Origin of the sequence: Ahrensia marina (assembly GCF_042140245.1) — a bacterium.
Taxonomy (GTDB): Bacteria; Pseudomonadota; Alphaproteobacteria; order Rhizobiales; family MH13; genus MH13.
Map to the genome: position 1 here is coordinate 1,640,434 of NZ_CP159483.1, position 20,123 is coordinate 1,660,556.

The 20,123-nt window shown below is 58.0% G+C and carries 23 protein-coding genes; 19 read left to right on the forward strand and 4 right to left on the reverse strand.

The features are described 5' to 3' along the window. Positions 1-64 precede the first annotated feature (64 nt). Positions 65-814 (forward strand): YebC/PmpR family DNA-binding transcriptional regulator, encoded by a 750-nt coding sequence (locus tag ABWH92_RS08080; protein ID WP_375573745.1) that lies wholly within the window; start codon positions 65-67, stop codon positions 812-814. Here the strand turns inward: ABWH92_RS08080 and ABWH92_RS08085 are convergent. Further along, positions 811-1,599 (reverse strand): sulfite exporter TauE/SafE family protein, encoded by a 789-nt coding sequence (locus ABWH92_RS08085; protein WP_375573747.1) that lies wholly within the window; start codon positions 1,597-1,599, stop codon positions 811-813. The two genes, ABWH92_RS08080 and ABWH92_RS08085, sit on opposite strands and share 4 nt — an antisense overlap. A gap of 48 nt (positions 1,600-1,647) precedes the next feature. On the opposite strand from ABWH92_RS08085, the gene ruvC reads away from it, so the two are divergent. The 7 genes from ruvC (at position 1,648) to ABWH92_RS08120 (ending at position 6,004) form a co-directional block, all read left to right on the forward strand. Then, on the forward strand, positions 1,648-2,157 hold the full coding sequence (gene ruvC / locus ABWH92_RS08090) for a crossover junction endodeoxyribonuclease RuvC (protein ID WP_375573749.1): 510 nt from the start codon (positions 1,648-1,650) through the stop codon (positions 2,155-2,157). Beyond that, positions 2,154-2,771 (forward strand): Holliday junction branch migration protein RuvA, encoded by a 618-nt coding sequence (ruvA, locus tag ABWH92_RS08095; protein WP_375573751.1) that lies wholly within the window; start codon positions 2,154-2,156, stop codon positions 2,769-2,771. Before ruvC ends, ruvA begins: the two co-directional genes overlap by 4 nt. Before the next feature lie 40 nt (positions 2,772-2,811). Next, positions 2,812-3,063 (forward strand): hypothetical protein, encoded by a 252-nt coding sequence (locus tag ABWH92_RS08100; RefSeq protein ID WP_375573753.1) that lies wholly within the window; start codon positions 2,812-2,814, stop codon positions 3,061-3,063. A gap of 55 nt (positions 3,064-3,118) precedes the next feature. Then, positions 3,119-3,574 carry a hypothetical protein gene (locus ABWH92_RS08105; RefSeq protein ID WP_375573755.1) on the forward strand — a complete coding sequence of 152 codons (456 nt, stop codon included), beginning with the start codon at positions 3,119-3,121 and terminating at the stop codon, positions 3,572-3,574. Then, positions 3,571-4,041, forward strand: a complete 471-nt coding sequence (locus ABWH92_RS08110; RefSeq protein ID WP_375573757.1) for a hypothetical protein — start codon at positions 3,571-3,573, stop codon at positions 4,039-4,041. Before ABWH92_RS08105 ends, ABWH92_RS08110 begins: the two co-directional genes overlap by 4 nt. Further along, positions 4,038-5,093 carry a Holliday junction branch migration DNA helicase RuvB gene (gene ruvB, locus ABWH92_RS08115; protein ID WP_375573759.1) on the forward strand — a complete coding sequence of 352 codons (1,056 nt, stop codon included), beginning with the start codon at positions 4,038-4,040 and terminating at the stop codon, positions 5,091-5,093. The genes ABWH92_RS08110 and ruvB overlap by 4 nt, the downstream gene beginning before the upstream one ends. A gap of 80 nt (positions 5,094-5,173) precedes the next feature. After that, entirely contained in the window at positions 5,174-6,004 is an 831-nt protein-coding gene (locus ABWH92_RS08120; RefSeq protein WP_375573761.1) for an MBL fold metallo-hydrolase, read from the forward strand. Here ABWH92_RS08120 and ABWH92_RS08125 read toward each other — a convergent pair. After that, complete coding sequence (locus ABWH92_RS08125) at positions 5,956-7,221, reverse strand: multidrug effflux MFS transporter (protein WP_375573763.1); 1,266 nt, start codon at positions 7,219-7,221, stop codon at positions 5,956-5,958. The two genes, ABWH92_RS08120 and ABWH92_RS08125, sit on opposite strands and share 49 nt — an antisense overlap. A gap of 166 nt (positions 7,222-7,387) precedes the next feature. On the opposite strand from ABWH92_RS08125, the gene ABWH92_RS08130 reads away from it, so the two are divergent. Further along, positions 7,388-8,338, forward strand: a complete 951-nt coding sequence (locus tag ABWH92_RS08130; protein ID WP_375573765.1) for an MBL fold metallo-hydrolase — start codon at positions 7,388-7,390, stop codon at positions 8,336-8,338. 24 nt (positions 8,339-8,362) lie between these two features. On the opposite strand, the gene ABWH92_RS08135 is transcribed toward ABWH92_RS08130, so the two are convergent. Beyond that, positions 8,363-9,286: a metallophosphoesterase gene (locus ABWH92_RS08135; protein ID WP_375573766.1), complete on the reverse strand. Its 924-nt coding sequence runs from the start codon at positions 9,284-9,286 to the stop codon at positions 8,363-8,365. A gap of 151 nt (positions 9,287-9,437) precedes the next feature. Here ABWH92_RS08135 and ybgC point away from each other — a divergent pair, with 151 nt between their 5' ends. From ybgC to pal, 7 genes are all read left to right on the forward strand, one after another. Next, complete coding sequence (ybgC, locus tag ABWH92_RS08140) at positions 9,438-9,854, forward strand: tol-pal system-associated acyl-CoA thioesterase (RefSeq protein ID WP_375573768.1); 417 nt, start codon at positions 9,438-9,440, stop codon at positions 9,852-9,854. 201 nt (positions 9,855-10,055) lie between these two features. Continuing rightward, a complete protein-coding gene (tolQ, locus tag ABWH92_RS08145) occupies positions 10,056-10,793 on the forward strand; it encodes a protein TolQ (protein WP_375573770.1) in 738 nt (245 codons plus the stop codon). A gap of 11 nt (positions 10,794-10,804) precedes the next feature. Further along, a complete protein-coding gene (tolR, locus tag ABWH92_RS08150; protein WP_375573772.1) occupies positions 10,805-11,254 on the forward strand; it encodes a protein TolR in 450 nt (149 codons plus the stop codon). Positions 11,255-11,287: 33 nt separating this feature from the next. Beyond that, positions 11,288-12,253: a cell envelope integrity protein TolA gene (locus tag ABWH92_RS08155; RefSeq protein WP_375573774.1), complete on the forward strand. Its 966-nt coding sequence runs from the start codon at positions 11,288-11,290 to the stop codon at positions 12,251-12,253. Between the two features lie 35 nt (positions 12,254-12,288). Continuing rightward, positions 12,289-13,632, forward strand: coding sequence for a Tol-Pal system beta propeller repeat protein TolB (gene tolB, locus ABWH92_RS08160; protein WP_375574216.1), 1,344 nt, complete (start codon positions 12,289-12,291; stop codon positions 13,630-13,632). Positions 13,633-13,655: 23 nt separating this feature from the next. Further along, entirely contained in the window at positions 13,656-14,156 is a 501-nt protein-coding gene (locus ABWH92_RS08165) for an asparaginase domain-containing protein (protein WP_375573776.1), read from the forward strand. 195 nt (positions 14,157-14,351) lie between these two features. After that, a complete protein-coding gene (gene pal / locus ABWH92_RS08170; protein ID WP_375573778.1) occupies positions 14,352-14,849 on the forward strand; it encodes a peptidoglycan-associated lipoprotein Pal in 498 nt (165 codons plus the stop codon). A gap of 173 nt (positions 14,850-15,022) precedes the next feature. Here the strand turns inward: pal and ABWH92_RS08175 are convergent, their stop codons facing one another. Next, positions 15,023-15,313, reverse strand: a complete 291-nt coding sequence (locus ABWH92_RS08175) for a hypothetical protein (RefSeq protein WP_375573780.1) — start codon at positions 15,311-15,313, stop codon at positions 15,023-15,025. Positions 15,314-15,487: 174 nt separating this feature from the next. Here ABWH92_RS08175 and ybgF point away from each other — a divergent pair, with 174 nt between their 5' ends. The 3 genes from ybgF to ftsH all read left to right on the forward strand — a co-directional run bounded on the left by ybgF (position 15,488) and on the right by ftsH (position 20,044). Next, complete coding sequence (ybgF, locus tag ABWH92_RS08180) at positions 15,488-16,549, forward strand: tol-pal system protein YbgF (protein WP_375573782.1); 1,062 nt, start codon at positions 15,488-15,490, stop codon at positions 16,547-16,549. Continuing rightward, positions 16,543-17,922, forward strand: coding sequence for a tRNA lysidine(34) synthetase TilS (tilS, locus tag ABWH92_RS08185; protein ID WP_375573784.1), 1,380 nt, complete (start codon positions 16,543-16,545; stop codon positions 17,920-17,922). Before ybgF ends, tilS begins: the two co-directional genes overlap by 7 nt. Positions 17,923-18,112: 190 nt before the next feature. Continuing rightward, a complete protein-coding gene (ftsH, locus tag ABWH92_RS08190; RefSeq protein ID WP_375573786.1) occupies positions 18,113-20,044 on the forward strand; it encodes an ATP-dependent zinc metalloprotease FtsH in 1,932 nt (643 codons plus the stop codon). Positions 20,045-20,123 lie beyond the last annotated feature (79 nt).

The window sequence follows — 20,123 nt, forward strand, 5'->3', positions numbered from 1 at the left end:
ATGAGCCGAGGCCAAGGCGTTACGCCGTTTCCATCTCAAAGACATTTTGAAAGTTGAGGCTTCGATGGCCGGACACAGTCAGTTTAAAAACATCATGCACCGCAAGGGGCGGCAGGATAAGGCGCGCTCCAAGCTGTTCTCTAAGCTTGCCAAGGAGATCACCGTGGCAGCCAAGATGGGGATGCCCGATCCAGATATGAACCCGCGCCTGCGTCTTGCTGTGCAGAACGCTAAATCGCAGTCGATGCCGAAGGATAATATCGAGCGGGCGATCAAAAAGTCCCAGGCCGGTGAGGGCGATGATTACGAGGAAATCCGCTATGAGGGCTACGGCCCAGGCGGTATCGCGGTTGTCGTTGAGGCGATGACCGACAATCGTAACCGCACCGCCAGTGCGGTCCGCTCCTATTTCACCAAAAGCGGTGGATCGCTAGGGGAAACCGGCTCGGTGTCGTTCATGTTCGATCGTGTCGGACAGATCATCTATCCGGCCGAGGCAGGCGATGCGGATACGATCATGGAAGCAGCCATCGAAGCGGGCGCTGAAGACGTCATCTCTGATGAAAACGGCCACACAATCTACTGCGCATTTGAGGACATCAATGACGTCTCCACGGCTCTGGGCGCCTCGCTGGGTGAGGCAGAGTCGGTGAACCCGATCTGGAAACCGCAGAACACCATCGATGTGGATGCCGACAAGGGCGCCTCGCTGATGCGCCTTATCGATACGTTGGAAGATGATGATGATGTGCAGACCGTCTATGCCAACTTTGAGATGTCGGACGAGGTGATGGCGCAGCTGGCTGACGGCTAAGCGCGCATCAGCGGATCAAGCAGTGGCAGTGATGTCACCGCCGCAATCAAAATGATCGCGAAGGCCACTCGACGAAAGAGCGTGTCGTTGGAGCCTTTGAAAAGTCTCGCTCCGATGAAGATTGCCAGTCCGTAAGCTGGTGCCAACCAGACCGCGAGCGCGAGCGTCTGCGCGGTGAACACGCCATTGGCGAAAAACGCCGCCAGGCTGCCCAGCGTTGCAAAGAAGAAAAAGCAGATGAGGTTGGCGCGGATCACCTGCGCCGGAAACGGACCTGCTGCCCAGTAGGCGACAAGCGGCGGCGCGGAAACCTGGCTGATACCGCCTAAGACCCCGGCAACCGATCCAACGCCCAAAGATATCGGTGTCTTGGGACGCGCGGTGTAGCGCCAACCGGTCAGCATCACGCCGACCAGCAGAATGATGATCAAACAAATCGTCCAGCGTAGTATCAGCGTGTCAGTGGTTGCCAGCAGATAGGCGCCGAACCACACGCCAACCCATGACCCGATGGCGCAAGGGATCACTGTGCGCCAATCCCAATGGCGCAGTGCGTTGGTGACCAATGGCAGGGTGATGCTGGTGTCGATGATGAAGAACGCCACCACCGCCAATCGTGGGTCGAACAGAAACGTCGCGAACGGCATGAACAGCATCGCGCCGCCAAAGCCTGCAAAGCCGCGCACTGATCCTGCCAGCGCCACAGCGAACAGCGCAGGTACGAGTGCCGGATGGTTTGCCATGTCCCCAAAAGCGGAGAGAAACGCTTCGATAAGCGCTGACATCGTGTTTGACCCTTTGGTGGCGAAGTGGAGTGCGGTAGCTGAGATGGCATGGAACCACAAGCGATTCGTATCTTTGGCATTGATCCGGGTTTACGCCACATGGGGTGGGGCGTGGTGGAACTTGCCGGCACGCGGCTTTCCTATGTGGCCAGCGGCGTGATCTCTCCGCCTGCCGAGGATGCTTTGCCAGTGCGCTTGGCTGCGCTTTACGACGGGCTGGAAGCGCTTCTGCGGGAGCACACACCTGATGAGGCAGCGGTGGAAGAAACCTTTGTCAACAAAGACCCAGCCTCGACGCTCAAGCTTGGTCAGGCGCGTGGTATGGCCCTGCTGGCGCCAGCGCGCCTTGGCATCTCGGTGGGCGAATACGCCGCCAATCAGGTGAAAAAAACGGTGGTGGGGGTTGGTCATGCCGACAAGAAACAGGTGCAAGCCATGGTGAAGGTGCTTTTGCCGCGGGCTGATTTTTCGTCCGCTGATGAAGCTGATGCGCTGGCCATCGCTATCTGTCACGCGCATCAGCGCCCGGCGCGTCAGTTGAAGGTGGCAACACAATGATCGGTAAGCTGAAAGGCCGCGTGGACGCGGTGCTGGACGACAGTTTGATCTTGGATGTTCAGGGCGTGGGGTATGAGGTTTTTGGCTCATCCAAGCTGCTCGGTCAGTATCGTGGTGGTGAGGAAGGCGTAGAGCTTTGGATCGACACGCTGGTGCGAGAGGACCTCATTCGCCTCAACGGTTTTTCTAGCCAGCAGGAACGGCAATGGTTCCGCTTGTTGCAATCGGTTCAAGGTGTTGGGGCGAAGGTGGCGTTGGCGATCCTTGGCACGCTGCCCATCGGGGACTTGGCCTCAGCCATCGCCTTGCAAGACAAAGCCATGGTGGCCCGTGCTCCTGGTGTTGGACCGAAGGTTGCGCAACGCATTGTGGCTGAGCTGAAAGACAAAGCACCGGCTATGTCTGGCGATGCCACCGGCACCATTGGGCTGCAGCAAGAGCTGGGTGAGGGCGTTGCCGCCTCAGCCGTGGTGGATGCGGTGTCCGCGCTCACCAATTTGGGCTACTCGGCGCAGCAAGCGTCTGGAGCGGTTGCGCAGGCCGTGAAAGATGCCGGTGAGGATGCGCCAGCCGCCACACTTATTCGGCTTGGACTGAAAGCCTTATCGAGCTAGAGCAGGACGCAATTGACGTAGCGTTGACGGGACTTTGGCCATGAAGGCTTTGATTGTGCTTCTCATCCTGGTTTTTGCCATCGCGCCTGCTGGCTTGATCGTGGCACTTGGATTTCGCAAACAGTTTGAGAGCGATGTGTTTGGCCGGATCTATGTTTGGGACAAGCCATGGGTGCTTGTGACGCAAGACGACTATGTCAAACAGCGGTATGAAAAGCTGCAACGTCGGGTCATCTGGCTCGGCGGCATCCTTCTGTTCTTATTGATGGCGGTGATCCTCGTTGTCCTCTGATGAACCCTCCACCGTTCGCGTGATCACGTTGCCCCAAAGACCGTGGCGACGGGCTGTGGCCATTGTCATTCTGTTTGTGTTCGCTGGGCCGGCACTTGGTGGCATCACTGGAGGCGTAGCCTTGGCGGGAGCCATGACGGCAGGCAGCGAGACAAGTTTTGGCGATGCTTTGCTGGGGTTTTTTCCGGCTGCGGCTTTGTTTTCCTTGTATGGCGCGATTTTTGGCTACTGGCTCGGTTTTTTGCCCGCTCTTGCTGCTGGTCTTGTGATCGCCTGGCATGAAGGCTGGCGAGGACCTGTCACGGGCTTCAGCGCGGCATTGCTCGGCATGGCGGTTGGCGCTCTCTATTTCATGTTCAGCGAGTTTTTTGGCTTGGAGGCGGGCGCCTACGGCGCTGCCTTCGGCGTTCTGGTGTGTGTGGTTCCCTGCTACGTGCTATGGCGTGTTGTGCGTTTTTGGGGGCGCAGTGATCCACCTGCTGCGCTTCCATCAAGCCGGGAGGCCGCATGACGATGGTGCCACGCTCCAAGCGCTTGCCGTTGCTCTTCGTCATTGTAGGCGTCGCAGTGGTTTTCTTGCCTCCGATAGCAGGTATCTTGATGCTGGTTCTGCAGGTGCTTGGAGACAGCTCTTATGACCTGTCACGCCTGTCGCTGGCTGACTACCCGCGAGCTGTTTTTGCCCTTCTGACGGCCGGAACATTGGTTGGCTATCTTTATGGTCTTATCCCTGCGCTTCTTTCAGCCTTTGCTCTCGGTTGGGTCATTCTGTCGGGCCGCCGTTTGTCGTTCGGTTGGATCGCATTGGCCATCATCGGTGGTGGTCTTGTTGGGTTTGGGCTGATGTCTCTGGTGATCGGGGGCATAACCAGCCTTACCTTGATGGCGACGACGTTGCTTGCGGCGAGTTTGCTTTGGTTGGGTTTGAAGCGCTACGCGAGCGCTCATCTGGAACCGGTTGAAGGGTCAATGGGATGAGCGAACGCTCGCAGCTTCTTGATGCGGAGACACGTGAAGCCGAAGAGGTTTCGCTGCGCCCCAATGCACTGGATGACTTCACCGGCCAAGCTGATGCGCGGGCGAACCTTAAAGTGTTTATCGAGGCTGCCAGCACCCGCAAGGAAGCGCTGGACCACGTGCTTTTCGTTGGACCGCCCGGGCTCGGCAAAACAACGCTGGCGCAGATCGTGGCCCGTGAGCTGGGGGTGAACTTCCGCGCTACGTCCGGCCCTGTGATCGCCAAAGCTGGCGACTTGGCTGCAATCCTCACCAACCTGGAAGACCGCGATGTTCTCTTCATTGATGAAATCCATCGTCTGAACCCAGCGGTGGAAGAGGTTCTCTACCCGGCCATGGAGGATTTCCAGCTTGATCTCATCATTGGCGAAGGACCGGCGGCGCGTTCGGTAAAGATTGATCTTGCGCGGTTTACGCTTGTGGCGGCCACCACGCGCCTTGGCCTGCTCACCACCCCTTTGCGGGACCGGTTTGGCATTCCGATCCGCCTGCAATTCTACACGCCAGAGGAGTTGGAGCAGATCGTGCGCCGTGGAGCACGGCTTTTCGGTGTTCCGATTTCCGATGATGGCGCTCGAGAGATCGCCAAACGCTCACGGGGCACACCGCGGATCGCCGGTCGATTGCTGAGGCGTGTGCGCGATTTTGCCCTGGTTGAAGGCTCCGGTGCTGTCGACCGCGAGAATGCCGATGCGGCGCTGACCCGTCTGGATGTCGATTCCATCGGTCTCGACATGCTTGATCGTCGCTATCTTGATCTTATCGCCTCAAAGTTTGGCGGAGGTCCTGTGGGCATCGAAACGCTGGCAGCGGCGCTGTCTGAGCCCCGTGATGCGCTCGAGGAGATCGTGGAACCTTATCTCTTGCAGCAAGGCTTCATTCAACGCACCCCTCGTGGGCGCTTGATGACACCGGCAGCGTTCTCACATCTCGGGATTGCCGCGCCGCGTGATCTGAACCAGGCGCAGATGGCCTTGCTTCTTGATGGAGAGGACGAGTCGGGTCGGACTTGAGTCTCTGACCCTAGACCATCTGATGCTAGACGCTGCGGGCCGTTGTTTCTACACTCTGACCCCGTTCCGAGTTTTGTGTCATGCCAGGCCGCTTTTACCGCTACGCCCTTGATGATATTTGCGTCGTCCAGATCCATGATGGCTGGGACCATCATGCGCCCGCCCACGACTATTTCGGTACCAATGTCGACGACCTGACCTTTGACGAGGAGTGCATCTCGCTGGGCACATCACCGGCGGAATTCGACTTTCCCGTCACTATGACGCTGATTGAATCGGGCGGAAAGCGGGTGTTGGTCGATGCCGGTTTTGGTCCATCCGGCCCGTCCCACAGCGGCGGCCTGCCAAAGGGTCTTGCCGCACTGGGCATTGATCCGGACAGCATTGATGTAGTGGTGATCTCCCATCTGCATGGCGATCACACCGGCGGACTTCTGACGGACGAAGGCACACCGCGCTTTGCGAATGCGCGCCATGTGATTGCCGCCGACGAGGTAAAGGCTGCGCCATCGGATCCGACGCTGGCCGCACTCGGCGCCCTTGTCGAGCCTGTTGCTCCTGGACTTGCGGTCTTGCCTGGCACAACACTCGTCGACATGCGTGGTCATACGCCTGGGCATTTGGGTGTTCTGATTACCTCGCGTTCAGGCTCGGTTCTGGTTGCGAGCGACCTTGCCAACCATCCGGTTTGGGCGTTTGCGCATCCCGAGTGGCACATGTGTTTTGATGCAGATGGCGAAAAAGCAGCTGCGATGCGCGCGCACTGGCTTGGTCGCGCAGCGGACGAGCAATTGGTGTTTGCTGGTTATCACATGCCGTTCCCCGCACTTGGTCGCGTGGAGCGTGTAGGTGATGCGTTTCGTTATGTGCCGCTTGATCTCGACTCAGAAGAGTCGGCAAGCGCCGCCTGACGCTTGCTGAGGTAACGCGCCCAAACCATCAAGGCTGAGGCGACTAGCCCCATCAGCACCGATCCCAGCACAACGGGTGCGACGCTCATGGCGAATGCTGCGCCAACAACTGTGGCGACCAGCATGCTGATCAACGTTTGGATGGACGCAAGGATAGACGAAGCAATGCCGGCGATCTGGCCAAGGGGACGCAAGGCAATGGCGTTGTAGTTGCCAAACGTCATGCCGACCAGAAACAAGGCCACAGAGATGAACACCATCCACGCCGCCAAAGGTGGGTTTGTGCCAGTGGCTGTGATCCAGACCAAAAACCCCAAAGACCAGACAACTTGGGTGCCAATGGCCGATCCGGTGATCGCTTCCATTGAGAAACGATTGAGCAGCCAGGCATTGACCGTGGTGGAAAGGGCCACCAGCGCCGAGGTGATGCCGAAGTAAAGCGCGAAGAGTTCGCCGGTTTGATAAAGGTCTTGGAGGATTTGCTGCGACGAGACGATGTAGCCGAGCAGCGTGCCGAATGCGCATCCTGCTGCCGTGGCATAGAGCAGTGAGACCGGCGTTGTGAACACCGTCTTGATGGCGCCAAGCATTCTGCCCGCATCAAAAGGTGATGGATTGGTGTTGGTCTCGGGCTGGCGTATCGCAAGCCATGTGCCGCCTAACAGGGCGACGGCCAGCAATGTGACGAACAGCCCTTGCCACGGCGCAAACAACAAAATGCCCTGGCCAATCGCTGGGGCGAAGGTTGGCACCAGAATAAAGACCGTGAGCGCCACAGACATGATCTTGGCCATCTCCTGACCTTCGAACCGGTCACGCACCATGGCGACGATCACAATGCGTGGTGCCGCGCCGCCAAAGCCCTGCAAGAAACGACCAAACAGCAAAAGCATAAAGTCTTGCGCAAAAATGCAAAGCAGTGACCCGGTGATCTGAAAACCCAGCCCAATGAGGATAGCCGGTTTGCGTCCGATGTAATCAGACAGCGGACCGAAGGTGAGTTGGCCGAGCATCAGACCGGCAAAGATGACGGTGATCACCGCCTGGCGATCATTGTCGGTGGCCAACCCAAAATGATCACTCATCTCGCCCAAGGCGGGCAGCATCAGATCCACCGAGAGGGCAATCGTGGACATTAGCAGCGCAATAAGCGCGATGAACTCCGCGCGGCCCGGTTCAGTTTTCGGGCGCAGAACTGCCTGCTCGGACGTCGTCACGTGGGATCGGCCTTTATCGTGGTGAAGCTTTGCTCCTTGTCACGGACAGAACATGAAGTCGAGCCATCCACATCTTCTTGGCGATCACTTCATGTACCATAGGCGTGTCGCAATGTTGCTCTAGGTAAAGACTATCTTATGTTTTTGACGCACTTTGGAGCAAGTTATGCCTCAGTCCCCTGTACTTACCCGTCGATCCGTTCTGGCTGCCAGCGGCGGTCTGGTTGTTGGGTCCGCCGTCCTACCACAACTTGGCCCAACGCCCGCTGTCGCCCAAGGACAAGGTGGCGGCCTGTCGCGCACTGTGACGGTTGGATCGTTTAGCGTGGTTACGCTGCTTGATGGTGCGCGCAACGTGCCTGATCCCCAGAGCATTTTTGGCATGAACGTTTCTGAGGATGAGTTCGCTGAGGTGTCCGCCAACAATTTTCTGCCCATCGATCAGGCCCGGTTTTTCTTCACGCCAACCTTGGTGGACACAGGCAGTGAGGTGGTGCTCTTCGACACTGGCAATGGTGGCACCAACGGTAATTTGCCTGCCGCACTGGCCGATGCTGGTTACACGCCAGAGGATGTCACGATTGTCGTCATCACCCATATGCACCCCGATCACATTGGCGGGTTGATGGCTGGTGGTAGCGCAGCATTTCCCAATGCGCGCTACATCACCGGATCGACGGAGTTTGATTTTTGGACCGGTGACAACGCACCTGCGCAATTGGCCGAGATGATCGGTGGCTCGGTGGTGCCGTTGGCCGACCAGATGACGTTTCTGGAGGATGGTGGTTCAGTGACGAGCGGGATCACCGCAGTTGCTGCCTTCGGTCACACACCGGGTCACATGACCTACATGATTGAGAGCGATGGCGCTCAGCTCATGCTGATCGCTGATCTTGCCAACCACTATGTGTGGTCGTTGGCCTATCCCGATTGGGAAGTGCGGTTTGATGCCGATAAGGCGGCGGCTGCTGCTTCACGCCGCCAAGTGCTTGGCATGCTGGCGACCGACCGCATTCCCTTTGTCGGCTACCACATGCCCTTTCCGGCCTTAGGCTATGTGGAGGCGAATGGTGATGGCTTCCGCTACGTGCCGCAAAGCTATCAGTTCGATTTGTAAGACCATCACCGGGCGGGTGTCGGTCTATGCGATATCCGTCCGCTGATTGCCTAAGTTGATAATGACCAGTTCGGGCGGTATGCCGAACCGTACTGGCATTATGCTGCACCCCAGCCCGCCTGACACAATCATGTGTCGTTCATCCTCAATCACGTGACCGTAGGCAAAGCGATTGCCGAATTGCGAAGGCACAACCGGTGAGTAGCCCAGTAGGCGAACTTGACCGCCATGGGTGTGGCCACAAAGGGTTAGGCTTACGCGGTCTGGGATTTGTGGGAAAATGTCTGGTTCGTGTGCGAGCAAAATGACGGGGTCGTCGTTGGTGATTTTGGCCAACGTACCGGGCAAATCATCCAAACCAACGTCTGCTGCCCTGTTCCACCCGTGGGCTGGGAGAAAGGCCAACTGGTCGCCAAGACCTGCCAGCCAGAATGACTTGCCGTCTTTGTCCAACCGGACGGCATCGTTCTCGTACAGAGTTATGCCTGCGCGTTCCAAAGCTGCGTGTGCGAAGGTTCGCCCGCTTCTGGAAGCCATGGCCTGTCGGTCTTCCCACCAGTCGTGATTGCCCAAAACAGCGTGAACGCCCAAAGGCGCGTTGAGCTTGGCCAGAGCATCAGCCCAGTCTTGCCAAGGTACCTGACCGGTCACAAGAACATGACCGGCGACAAAATCACCCAGCAGAACGATCATGTCGGCCCCAAGGTTGTTGGTGGCTTCGGCAATGCTTGCAATACGATCAGCGGACATCCAAGGCTTGCAGGCGTGCACATCAGCGATCACTGCGATGCGCACGTTGAGATCCTCGGGCCAGCCGGGCGGTGACAGGGTGTATTCTGTGATCCTTGGAGCGCGTAGAGGGCCGTAGCCAAAGGCATGACCGCCCAGTGCTGTGGCGCCGGCCATCGCACCGCCAAATAAAGCCAAAAACTGTCGCCGCGTGATCATTAGGCGCTCCCACATCACTGAAAACTGGGAACTGGCGGAGAATAAAGGCGAGTTTGGGTCTGCTTGCGCCTTGCTTGTTTCTTTACAGATGCGCTTCGTCCCGGCAAAGCAAAGCTGTTGCTTTATTGTTGGTGCTTTTGTCGGACATCCTATGCCCATCACCGATACCTGTTTGCCCGCCCACACCATCCAAGTCCGGGTCTACTACGAAGACACTGATCTGGCGGGCATTGTTTATCACGCCAATTATCTGAAGTTTATGGAGCGGGCGCGAACGGAAACCCTGCGCGCCCATGGCATCGACCAGACCCGGCTCGCCGAGGAGGACATCTTCTTGACGGTCACGGCGATGGATATCGCGTTCAAATCGCCTGCCAGGATCGATGATTTGCTCACCGTGGAAGCCGTTCCGATCTCAACCACCGGCGTGCGCGGTACCATCGCTCAACGCGTGTTGTTGGACGGTCGCGAACTTTGCACGGCCATGGTGACAGTGGTCTGCATGAACGGCAAAGGCCGCCCGGTGCGCATGCCGCCAACCACACGTGCCTTGTTTCCTGCCTCCTAACCGTCGTTTCATTCGCGCCCGTGCGAACCGCTAACCCTTGGTTAACCATGCTTTAGGGTTGGGCCGTTAGGCTGCTGACCCAAGCCATGGTGGCTGGCGCAGCATCTGTGCGCCGCAGCATGGCGTCCTGATGATGACACAATCACAGCGCAACAGCGCCCGCCAACCACCACCCTTGACGATTAAGACCTGAGGATACCCATGGACGGAACGGACGTTCTTACCACCGCTTTGAGCACGCAGAGCCACGACCTCTCGCTGCTCGGCCTGTTCTGGCAGGCCCATATCGTGGTGAAAATCGTGATGGTTGGTTTGATCATTGCCTCGGTTTGGTGCTGGGGCATTGTGATCGACAAATATCTGATGTTCTCGCGCAACAAGAAGGCGATGGATCGCTTTGAGCGTGTCTTCTGGTCGGGCCAATCCCTGGAAGAGCTCTACAACATCACCGCGCAGCGCACGAACACAACGATGGCGGCGCTTTTCGTTTCGGCGATGCGCGAGTGGAAGCGCAGTCATGAGCGCAACGCACGCTCCATGGTTGGTTTGCAGACGCGTATTGAGAAGGTGCTTGACGTTACCATCGCCCGTGAGTTTGAGAAAATGGAGAACGGGCTTCTGGTGCTCGCCTCGGTCGGATCAGCCGGTCCGTTTATCGGCCTGTTCGGTACCGTTTGGGGCATCATGACCGCGTTCCAGGCTATTGCCGCCACTGAGAATGCCAATCTTGCCGTCGTCGCGCCTGGCATTGCCGAGGCCTTGTTTGCGACAGCGCTTGGCCTCGTTGCCGCCATCCCGGCGACAATTTTTTACAACAAATTTGTGGCTGATGTTGCTCGGCAGACAACCCGGATGGAAGGCTTTGCTGACGAGTTTTCATCCATCCTGTCGCGCCAGATCGATGAGCGCGCTGCGGCACAGCCAGCGGCAGCTGAGTAAGGACGTCAAAGATGGGTATGGGTGTTGCCACCGGTGGATCGGGCGGCTCGCGTCGTAGGCGTCGGGCGCGTCCACGCGCGATGAGTGAGATCAACGTCACGCCATTTGTTGATGTGATGTTGGTGCTCTTGATTATCTTCATGGTTGCCGCGCCTTTGTTGGTTGTCGGTGTGCCGATCGATCTGCCTGAAACCTCTGCCAATGCGCTGGAAAGCGAAGAAGAACCGATCACCGTTTCGGTGACCGCCGATGGCAGGGTGTTCTTGCAGGAAACCGAAATCGAGCTGGCACAGTTGCTCACCACATTGGAGGCCATTGCCAGTGAGGGCGTGGACACGCGCATCTTCGTGCGCGGTGACCGCGGCACGGATTACGGCACGATCATGCAGGTAATGGCGCGCATTTCCGGCGCTGGTTATCAGCGCTTGGGGCTTGTGACGGCAGAAGAGGAAGGGTCTTAGGTCGCCGGTTTTCGGCGCACTGACGGATCAATCATGCGGCTTGGTGTTCCCCTTTCTTTTGTTCTTCATGGCGCGCTGTTTGCGGGCATGGTGGTGAACCTGTCGCAGCCAGACCCGTTCGACGTGGTCACAGCGCAAGCTGTGCCAGTCGATATTCTCTCGCCTGAGGAGTTCAGCCAGGTCACACGCGGCATGCGCACCGCCGAACCTTTGCCAACACCTGAGACGCCACAGTCAGTTGGTCAATCTGAGACGGATCGTGGCACCGACACCGGAGGCGAAGGGCGCCAAGATGCGGCCACTGCTGCCGACAATGCGCGTGCAACGCCCGATACGGCAGCGCCGCCACCCCCACCCCCTCCGCCCGAACCAGAACCTGAACCGGTGGAAGCTGAACCAGAGCCCGCCCCAGCGCCCGAGCCAGAAGTTGCTGAGCCGGAGCCCGCTCCGGCTGAAGAGCCTGCACCTGAACCAGAACCGACGCAGACGGCGCGTTTCTCTGCGCCCGCACCTTTGGCGCGCCCTGATGTGGCGCCGCAGCCGGTGCAGCGACCGGAACCGGTGCAGCAGCCCGATGACAGCCAGTTCAACCCTGATGAGATTGCGGCCCTTATCAACCGTGATGAAAATCAGGGTGGCGGCGGCGCCGCTGATCAGGCACCTGCCACACGCGGTGCGGCCGAAGGGCGAGACCAAACCCTGTCGGAGAGTGAGATGGATGCATTGCGCCGGCAGATCGCTCGCTGTTGGAACCCACCTGTCGGTGCTGTCGGCGCTGATGATCTGGTGGTGCGTGTGCAGATGAACCTTGCTGAGGATGGTTCGTTGAGGGCAGGCGCCTCGGTGATCAATTCATCGGGCAACCCAGCTTTCCAGGCGGCTGCTGATAGCGCTGTGCGGGCCGTGCGCCGCTGCGCGCCTTATTCTCTGCCCTTTGAGAAGTATGCTGCCTGGCAGAATGTGATAGTGAATTTCGACCCGCGCGAGATGTTGCGCTAACAACCACGTGCGGTTTTAGGAGTGAGAATATGTTGATGCTGAAGTCTGGTTCAATGCGCAGCGTCCGCCCCTTTGGATTTTTCGTGGCGATGGCTTTGATGGCCTTGGTAACAACGCTACGGCCTGCTCATGCGGTGCTGGAAATCGATATCACGCAAGGCAATCTTGAGCCTTTGCCGATTGCCATTCCGGCTTTCACCTCCGCGACCGGCGATGGCGAGATCGCTGCGCAGATGAGCCAGGTGATTTCCAACAACCTCAATCGCTCCGGCCTTTTCCGAACGCTTGATCCTGCCTCGTTCATCGAGCAGGGGCTTTCGGTAAGCGCCGGGCCGAACTTCGCCGAGTGGCGTGTGATCAACGCTCAGGCTCTTGTTGTTGGCCAGGTGGAACGCCAGAATGATGGACGTCTACGTGTGGATTTCCGCCTTTGGGATGTGTTTGGCGCCGAAGCAATGATCGGCCAGCAATACTTCACAACGCCGGACAATTGGCGCCGTGTGGCGCACATTATTTCCGATGCGATCTATCAGCGCCTGACTGGCGAGAGCGGGTATTTTGATACCCGTGTTGTGTTTGTCGATGAGACTGGGCCAAAGGAAAACCGCATCAAGCGGCTCGCCATTATGGATCAGGATGGTGCCAATGTGCGCTATCTGACGGCGGGAACCGACCTGGTGCTGACACCGCGCTTTTCGCCTGGACGCCAAGAGATCACCTACATGTCCTATGATGGCGGGCAGCCGCAGGTTTATCTGCTCAACATTGAGACCGGTCAGCGGCGTATTGTTGGCAACTTCCCTGGTATGACGTTCGCTCCGCGCTTCTCGCCTGATGGTGGCAATCTGGTGTTCAGCCTGTTGCAGAACGATGGCTACTCGGATGTCTATCGTTTTGATTTGCAGACCCAGAACACGACACGCCTCACCTCTTCGCCATCGATCGACACCTCGCCGAGCTTTGCGCCTGATGGTGCTCGGGTCACGTTTGCCTCCGACCGTTCTGGTTCCGGTCAGATTTATGTGATGAACGCCGATGGATCTGGCCAGGAGCGCATCTCTTTCGGTTCAGGCACCTATTCAACACCTGTCTGGTCACCGCGTGGTGACCTGATTGCCTTCACCAAACAGCAGGGCGGTCGCTTCTTGATCGGCGTGATGAACCCCGATGGCTCAGGCGAGCGCATTCTGACCGAAGGCTTCCATAATGAGGGGCCGACTTGGGCCCCCAATGGCCGCGTGTTGATGTTCTTCCGCGATACGCCGGGCGCCAATGGCGGGCCGCAGCTTTGGACCATTGATCTGACCGGCTTCAACGAACTGCGTGTTGATACGCCATCGTTTGGGTCTGACCCGGCCTGGTCACCGCTGCTAAACTAGAGCAGCAGTCGATGGTCGCGCCGATGCGTGACGTTCTCGTTCTGACCACCGGTGGCACCATTGAGAAGGTGCACGACTGGCAGACCGAGGGCTTGGGCTTCGAGATGGGCGGTAAGGCGCAGATCGCTGATCTGTTGCACAATGCGCGTTGCTATCATGCTGCCCTGCGTGAGCTGATGATGAAGGACAGTTTGGACTTCACCGATGCTGATCGCCAGGCAATTCTCGACGCGGTGGTTGCCGCAGATGAAAGCGCCATTGTCGTCAGTCAGGGGACCGGGACCATGGAGCTAACCGCACGCTTTCTTGATGGTGAGGTGGGTGAGAAAACGGTCGTTCTGACCGGTGCGATGTGCCCGCATTCCTTTGGGCGCTCGGATGCCTCGTTCAATATGGGCGGCGCTGTGATCGCTGCGCAGACTTTGCCTGCCGGTGTCTATGGCGTCATGAACGGTCGGGTGTTTGCGGCTGGTGAGTTGCGCAAAAACACCCAGGCTGGAAGGTTCGATCTGCCCTCGGCTTGAGCTGCCGGTTTAACCTTTCGTTCAGCATAGGTTCATCCGGGCTTGGTGAATAAGACAGGTGCCACAAAAAAGCCCGCGTTTACCATGATCGACAACCGGCGCTTAACGTTGCTAATTTATGACCAAAGCGTATCCAATGGTGCGCATCGTCTTGGGGCGGCTCGTGCCCTGCCAGATTTGAGAAAGACCCTTCCCATGACCCGCCCTATGGCTCTGACCAACGTCAGTCTTTTTGCCCGCCTTTTCATGGCGACGTTTTTTGCCCTGTTCATGGCGGCCTGCGCTTCGACAACACCGGATGAGCTTCCGCTGTCGCAGCAGGCGGCGCCTCCAGGCAGCGCGCAGGATTTCACCGTTAATGTTGGTGACCGGGTGTTCTTTGAAACCGATTCCACCGTGCTCACCGCTGAGGGTCGCCTGACGCTGGATCGCCAGTCGGCATGGCTCACCCAATATGCGCAGTACGCGATCCAAATTGAAGGTCACGCCGATGAGCGCGGCACCCGCGAGTACAACCTTGCGCTGGGCGCTCGTCGTGCGGCGGCGACGCGCGATTATCTGATTTCTCGCGGCATTTCGCCGACCCGTCTCTCCACTGTTTCCTACGGTAAAGAGCGCCCCGTTGCGACGTGTAACGACATCACCTGCTGGTCGCAAAATCGACGCGCGGTGACGGTGTTGCAGGGCGGCTAAACCGACCTCGTTAAGCTCCTGTAGAAAGCCGGGCCAGTGCCCGGCTTTTTGCTGTTTGGTGACCAGACGGTCTGCTTAAAAGCGGACGGCGAGCAGACGAGCAGCGGACTATGGGCGGACGAATAGCAGACCAACGGCGGACCGTCCGCCTGCCAAGCAGACTAAAAAGGCAGTTAAGCGTTCAAATCCTGTGGTGAGATCATTGCCATAAAGGGTGCCTGATCGCCGTTGGTGAGATGCAAAACACCCAATGTGGTGATCACTTCATGGTGCGGGCTCTTCATCGCAGCATTGATCTCGTAATCCTGATGGCCTTGAAGCACATCTTTGGCTTCAACCGATTCCATGAAAGCACGCATGGCACGAACGGGCGTACGCTCCATCAAATCGTCTGGCGCGCTGAACTTGTAGCGGCCTTCGCCGCCGGTGCGTCCATCGATCAGAATTGTTTGGTAGGTCGCCATCCCATGGCCTTTCGCGGATACGCTGTTGTTGTCCGTCCAGCGTGTGACAAAGGCATGACAGTCATGGATTGCTGGGCGTATCGCCCTCATTTTCCTCATATTTGCCGCCTTTGGGTGGAAAGCATGGCGGCAACGGGCCACATTGGCCGAAAATGATTTTCTTGTGGGGTTTTCATGACCTTTCTGTCTCGCTTTACCGGCCTTTCCAGCTGGATTGCACCGGTTCTTCTGTCCAGCGTTTTGGCTGGGCCAGCTTTTGCGCAAGTCGCGCCAGGTCAGCAGGTTCCGCTGCCACCGGGTAACGTTGGTGGAGCAGGTGTGCAGACGCTGGCGCCCGGTGGGGGTGTGCAAACGCTGGCGCCTGGAGCAAGCTCAAACGGAGCGGTTCTTGCTCAGTCAAACCCGGCCGTGGAAGCGCAAACCAACATTCGCGTGGATCGACTGGAAGGCGAGTTGCGCAATCTGGTCGGCCAGATGGAGCAGTTGATGTTCCAGATGCGCCAGCTCCAGGATGAGCTGACACGTGCCCGCGAAGACACAGAGTTTCGCCTGCGCGAACTGGAAGGCAATGGCATCAATGATGGGTCTGGCTTGCCCATGGAACGGGGGGCGGCTGAAGGCGGGGCCACTGACGCGCAGCTGCGCGAAGTGCTCTTGGCGCGCGAACGTGGAGACCCGCCGCGCGACCTCGGTACATTGAGTGTCGGTCAGGACGGCCAACCGGTCGGCGCAACTCTTGGTGATCCCAACGGACCGCTTGATCTGTCCACATTGACACTGAACGCCGCACCGGAGGTTCGTCCGCAGCAACCGCTCAGCGGCGCGGTTGCCAGCATCGATCCGCTGGAAAGCTTAAGCGCCAACGATGTGTATGAGCTTGGCTATGACCACGTCTTGCGCGGCGATTACGGCCAGGCGGTTTCAACCTTCTCCGACTTTATCGATCTTTATCCGGATGATCGTTTGCGCCCGAACGCGCATTTCTGGCTTGGAGAATCGCACTTCGCCATGGGCGCTTACACACCCGCAGCCGAGCAGTTCTTGGCCGTCTTCAACAATTATCCTGAAGACGTCAAAGTGCCAGATGCGCTGTTGAAGCTTGCCATGAGCCTGGAGCGCCTTGGCGCGCAGAGCCAAGCCTGTGCGACATTCACCAAGCTTTTGTCTGACTATCCGCGCGCGCCACAAATCGTGCTTGATACGGCACGCACCGAACAGGGCCTCGCTGGGTGCTAGACGCGCCTAGAGCCACATCATCAGACACACCCACCGAAGCCGGCGAAGCATGGTGCAGCGACGCTTGGCGGGCTGTTGGCTCTGATCTGTCGAGCCACGCTACGCTGTTGCTTGCCGTTTCAGGCGGTCCAGACTCTTTGGCCATGTTGGTTGGCTTGGCCAAGTTGCGCGATGCGCGTTTGCTGGCGTCGAAACTCTCCGTGCAAACAATCGATCACGGTTTGCGTCCGGAATCGGCGGATGAAGCGAAGATGGTCGGCGAGGTTTGCAAAGAGCTTGGCGTTCCCTTTCGAGCCACCAAACTGGACCGTAAACCTTTTGCGAGGAACGCGCAGGATTGGGCGCGTGGTCAGCGCTATGGTGCCTTGTCTCGCACGGCATCAGAGACACAGTCGGTCATTCTGACGGCCCACACCGCCGACGATCAGGCTGAAACCCTGCTGATGCGCGCGGCTCGTGGCACGGGATGCGAAGGGCTGGCCAGCATTCGCCCGCAAGCGAAGTTGCAAGGCGCTGTTGTTGTTCGCCCGTTTTTAGATTGGTCTCGCGCTGAGCTTCACGCTGTTCTTGACGGAACACCCTGGCAACCGACACAGGATCCGTCCAACACCGATGAGAGCTATACCCGTGTGCGGTTTCGAACGTGGCTGGCCGATGCGCCCGCTCCTGACGGAGCCAGGGGTATCGTCGATGGCTTGGCTGAAACAGCGCATATCGCTGGTTTGGAAAACACGGCGTTGGATCACTACGCCCTCTGCCTTTTCGATGAGGTAGGTGGCGCATACCAAGGTTTTGTGGATGGTGATCTTTCATTGTGTGACCAACCGTTGGTGGTTCAAGCGCGGTTTCTACGCCTGGTGCTTGGTGGCGTTGCGCGCATGCGATCTACATCTGCCTCTGATCGGAACATGGCCTTTGGTTTGGGGCGTATGGTTGCGCTGGCACGGCGCATTGCCAATGAGCCAAAGGGTAAGTGGGTTGGTGGCGGTGCGGTGCTGGAATGGTGGCGTGGCAAGGGGCAAGATGAGAGCAAGACCCAACACCTTTCAGCTTACGCGGAATCTGGTCGCGCCGGTTTCCCTCAGCTTGCCATCGAGCCTGGTGAGAGCGGGCAGTGGGATGATCGCTTTGACGTCTGCAACTGGACCGAGAAGCGCCTGACAGTCCGCGCCTGGCAATCTGGTGATCCTGAGCCGAAGCTTGACCGCGATGGCCTCAGCAAGCGGCTTCTTGAAAGCCTTCCTGTTGGCGAAAGTAACGGCGACGTGGTCGCCACTCTTCAGACCGGTGACCTGGGTGGGGCAGACAAAGACGCTTGCCGTGAATCTGGCACTGTGTTCATGGCCGCTTTGCCACGCGAACTGGGACAGTGAGAGCCTTGGACCTTCGCGTGGACATGCAAATAACTCGGCCCTTAACCCCTTTGTGCGGAATCTTGTCGCGATTCCCCTCTCATTCCTTGGCAATCGGGCCTTGGGGACCTATCTTCCAACATAACGGGTGATTTTGCGCCGAGCCTTTGGCCGACCCAACACATTTTTCCTGGTTAGGATTGGACCTTTTATGAACTCCAACTTCCGTAATTTTGCTCTTTGGGTCGTGATCGGCCTGCTGCTGGTGGCTCTGTTCAACATGTTTTCAGGGCCAACTCAGCAAGGCCGTGGAACGGACATCGCTTATTCGCAGTTCTTGTCTGAAGTGCAGAATGGCCGCATTCGCGATGTGAACATCATGGGCCAGCAAATCTCTGGCGTTTACACCGATGGTAGCCAGTTCCAGACCTTTGCGCCCGATGATCCAAACTTGGTGCAAGACCTGACCGCGGCAGGGGTACGCATCAGTGCCCAGCCACAGGATGAAGGCTTCTCGCTGTTTTCTGTGCTGATTTCGTTCGGCCCTATGCTGTTGTTGATTGCCGTGTGGATTTACTTCATGCGCCAAATGCAAGGCGGTGCTGGTGGCAAAGCCATGGGCTTCGGCAAGTCGAAAGCCAAGCTTTTGACCGAGGCGCACGGCAAGGTGACGTTTGAAGACGTGGCCGGTATTGATGAAGCCAAGGAAGACTTGGAAGAAATCGTTGAGTTTTTGCGCGACCCGCAAAAGTTCCAACGTCTCGGCGGTCGTATTCCGCGTGGTGTGTTGCTGGTCGGCCCTCCTGGCACCGGTAAAACGCTGACCGCCCGTGCGGTGGCCGGCGAAGCCAACGTGCCGTTTTTCACCATCTCCGGTTCGGACTTTGTGGAAATGTTTGTTGGTGTCGGCGCCAGCCGTGTGCGTGACATGTTCGAGCAAGCCAAAAAGAACTCCCCGTGCATCATCTTCATCGATGAGATCGATGCGGTCGGTCGTCATCGTGGTGCCGGTCTCGGCGGCGGCAATGACGAGCGCGAGCAGACACTGAACCAGCTCCTGGTTGAGATGGATGGCTTTGAAGCCAATGAGGGTGTGATCATCATCGCGGCGACCAACCGTCCCGATGTTCTTGACCCTGCATTGCTGCGTCCAGGTCGTTTTGACCGTCAGATCGTTGTGCCGAACCCAGATATTGTTGGCCGCGAAAAGATCCTGAAAGTGCATGTGCGCAACGTGCCGTTGGCGCCGGATGTGGACTTGAAGGTGCTGGCGCGCGGAACACCAGGCTTTTCCGGTGCTGACTTGATGAACCTTGTCAACGAAGCTGCCTTGTTGGCGGCACGTCGTTCCAAGCGTCTGGTCACGATGAGCGAGTTTGAGGATGCCAAGGACAAGGTGATGATGGGTGCTGAACGCCGCACGCTCGTCATGTCTGAGGAAGAGAAAAAGCTAACCGCCTATCACGAAGCTGGTCATGCTTTGGTGGCATTGCACATGCCGGCGTCTGACCCGATCCACAAAGCCACCATCATTCCACGTGGTCGTGCGCTGGGTATGGTGATGCGTTTGCCGGAGAAGGATCAGGTCTCTCTGACTCGTGCCAAGTGCTATGCTGACCTTGCCGTTGCCATGGGCGGTCGCGTGGCTGAAGAGGAAATCTTCGGCTATGAGAAGGTGACCTCTGGCGCGTCTGGCGACATCCAAATGGCAACCAAGCTTGCCAAGGCAATGGCCACGCAATTTGGCATGTCCGACAAACTTGGACCGCTGCTCTATGGTGAGAACCAGCAGGAAGTGTTCCTGGGTCACTCGGTGGCGCAGAACCAGACTGTTTCGGAGCAGACGCAGCAACTTGTCGATGAAGAGGTGAAAGCCTTTGTCGAGCAGGGCTATCAGACTGCCAAGAAAATCACGCTGGATAATATCGATCAGCTCCACACCATCGCCAATGGCTTGTTGGAGTATGAAACGCTGTCGGGCGATGAAATCAAAGCGCTGCTGGATGGCAAGCCGCCTGTGCGTGAGGATATCGATGATACCCCAACACGCTCGCGTGGGTCTGCCGTGCCAAGTGCTGGCCACAAGCCTAAAGACAAGGGCGATGAGCCTGACGTTGGTGATATGGAACCGCAGCCAAGCTAGCTTGTTCCTTCACATCTGATGTTTAAAGACCCCGGCTTTTAAGCTGGGGTCTTTTGGTTTGGTGGCGATGTTGGGTGTG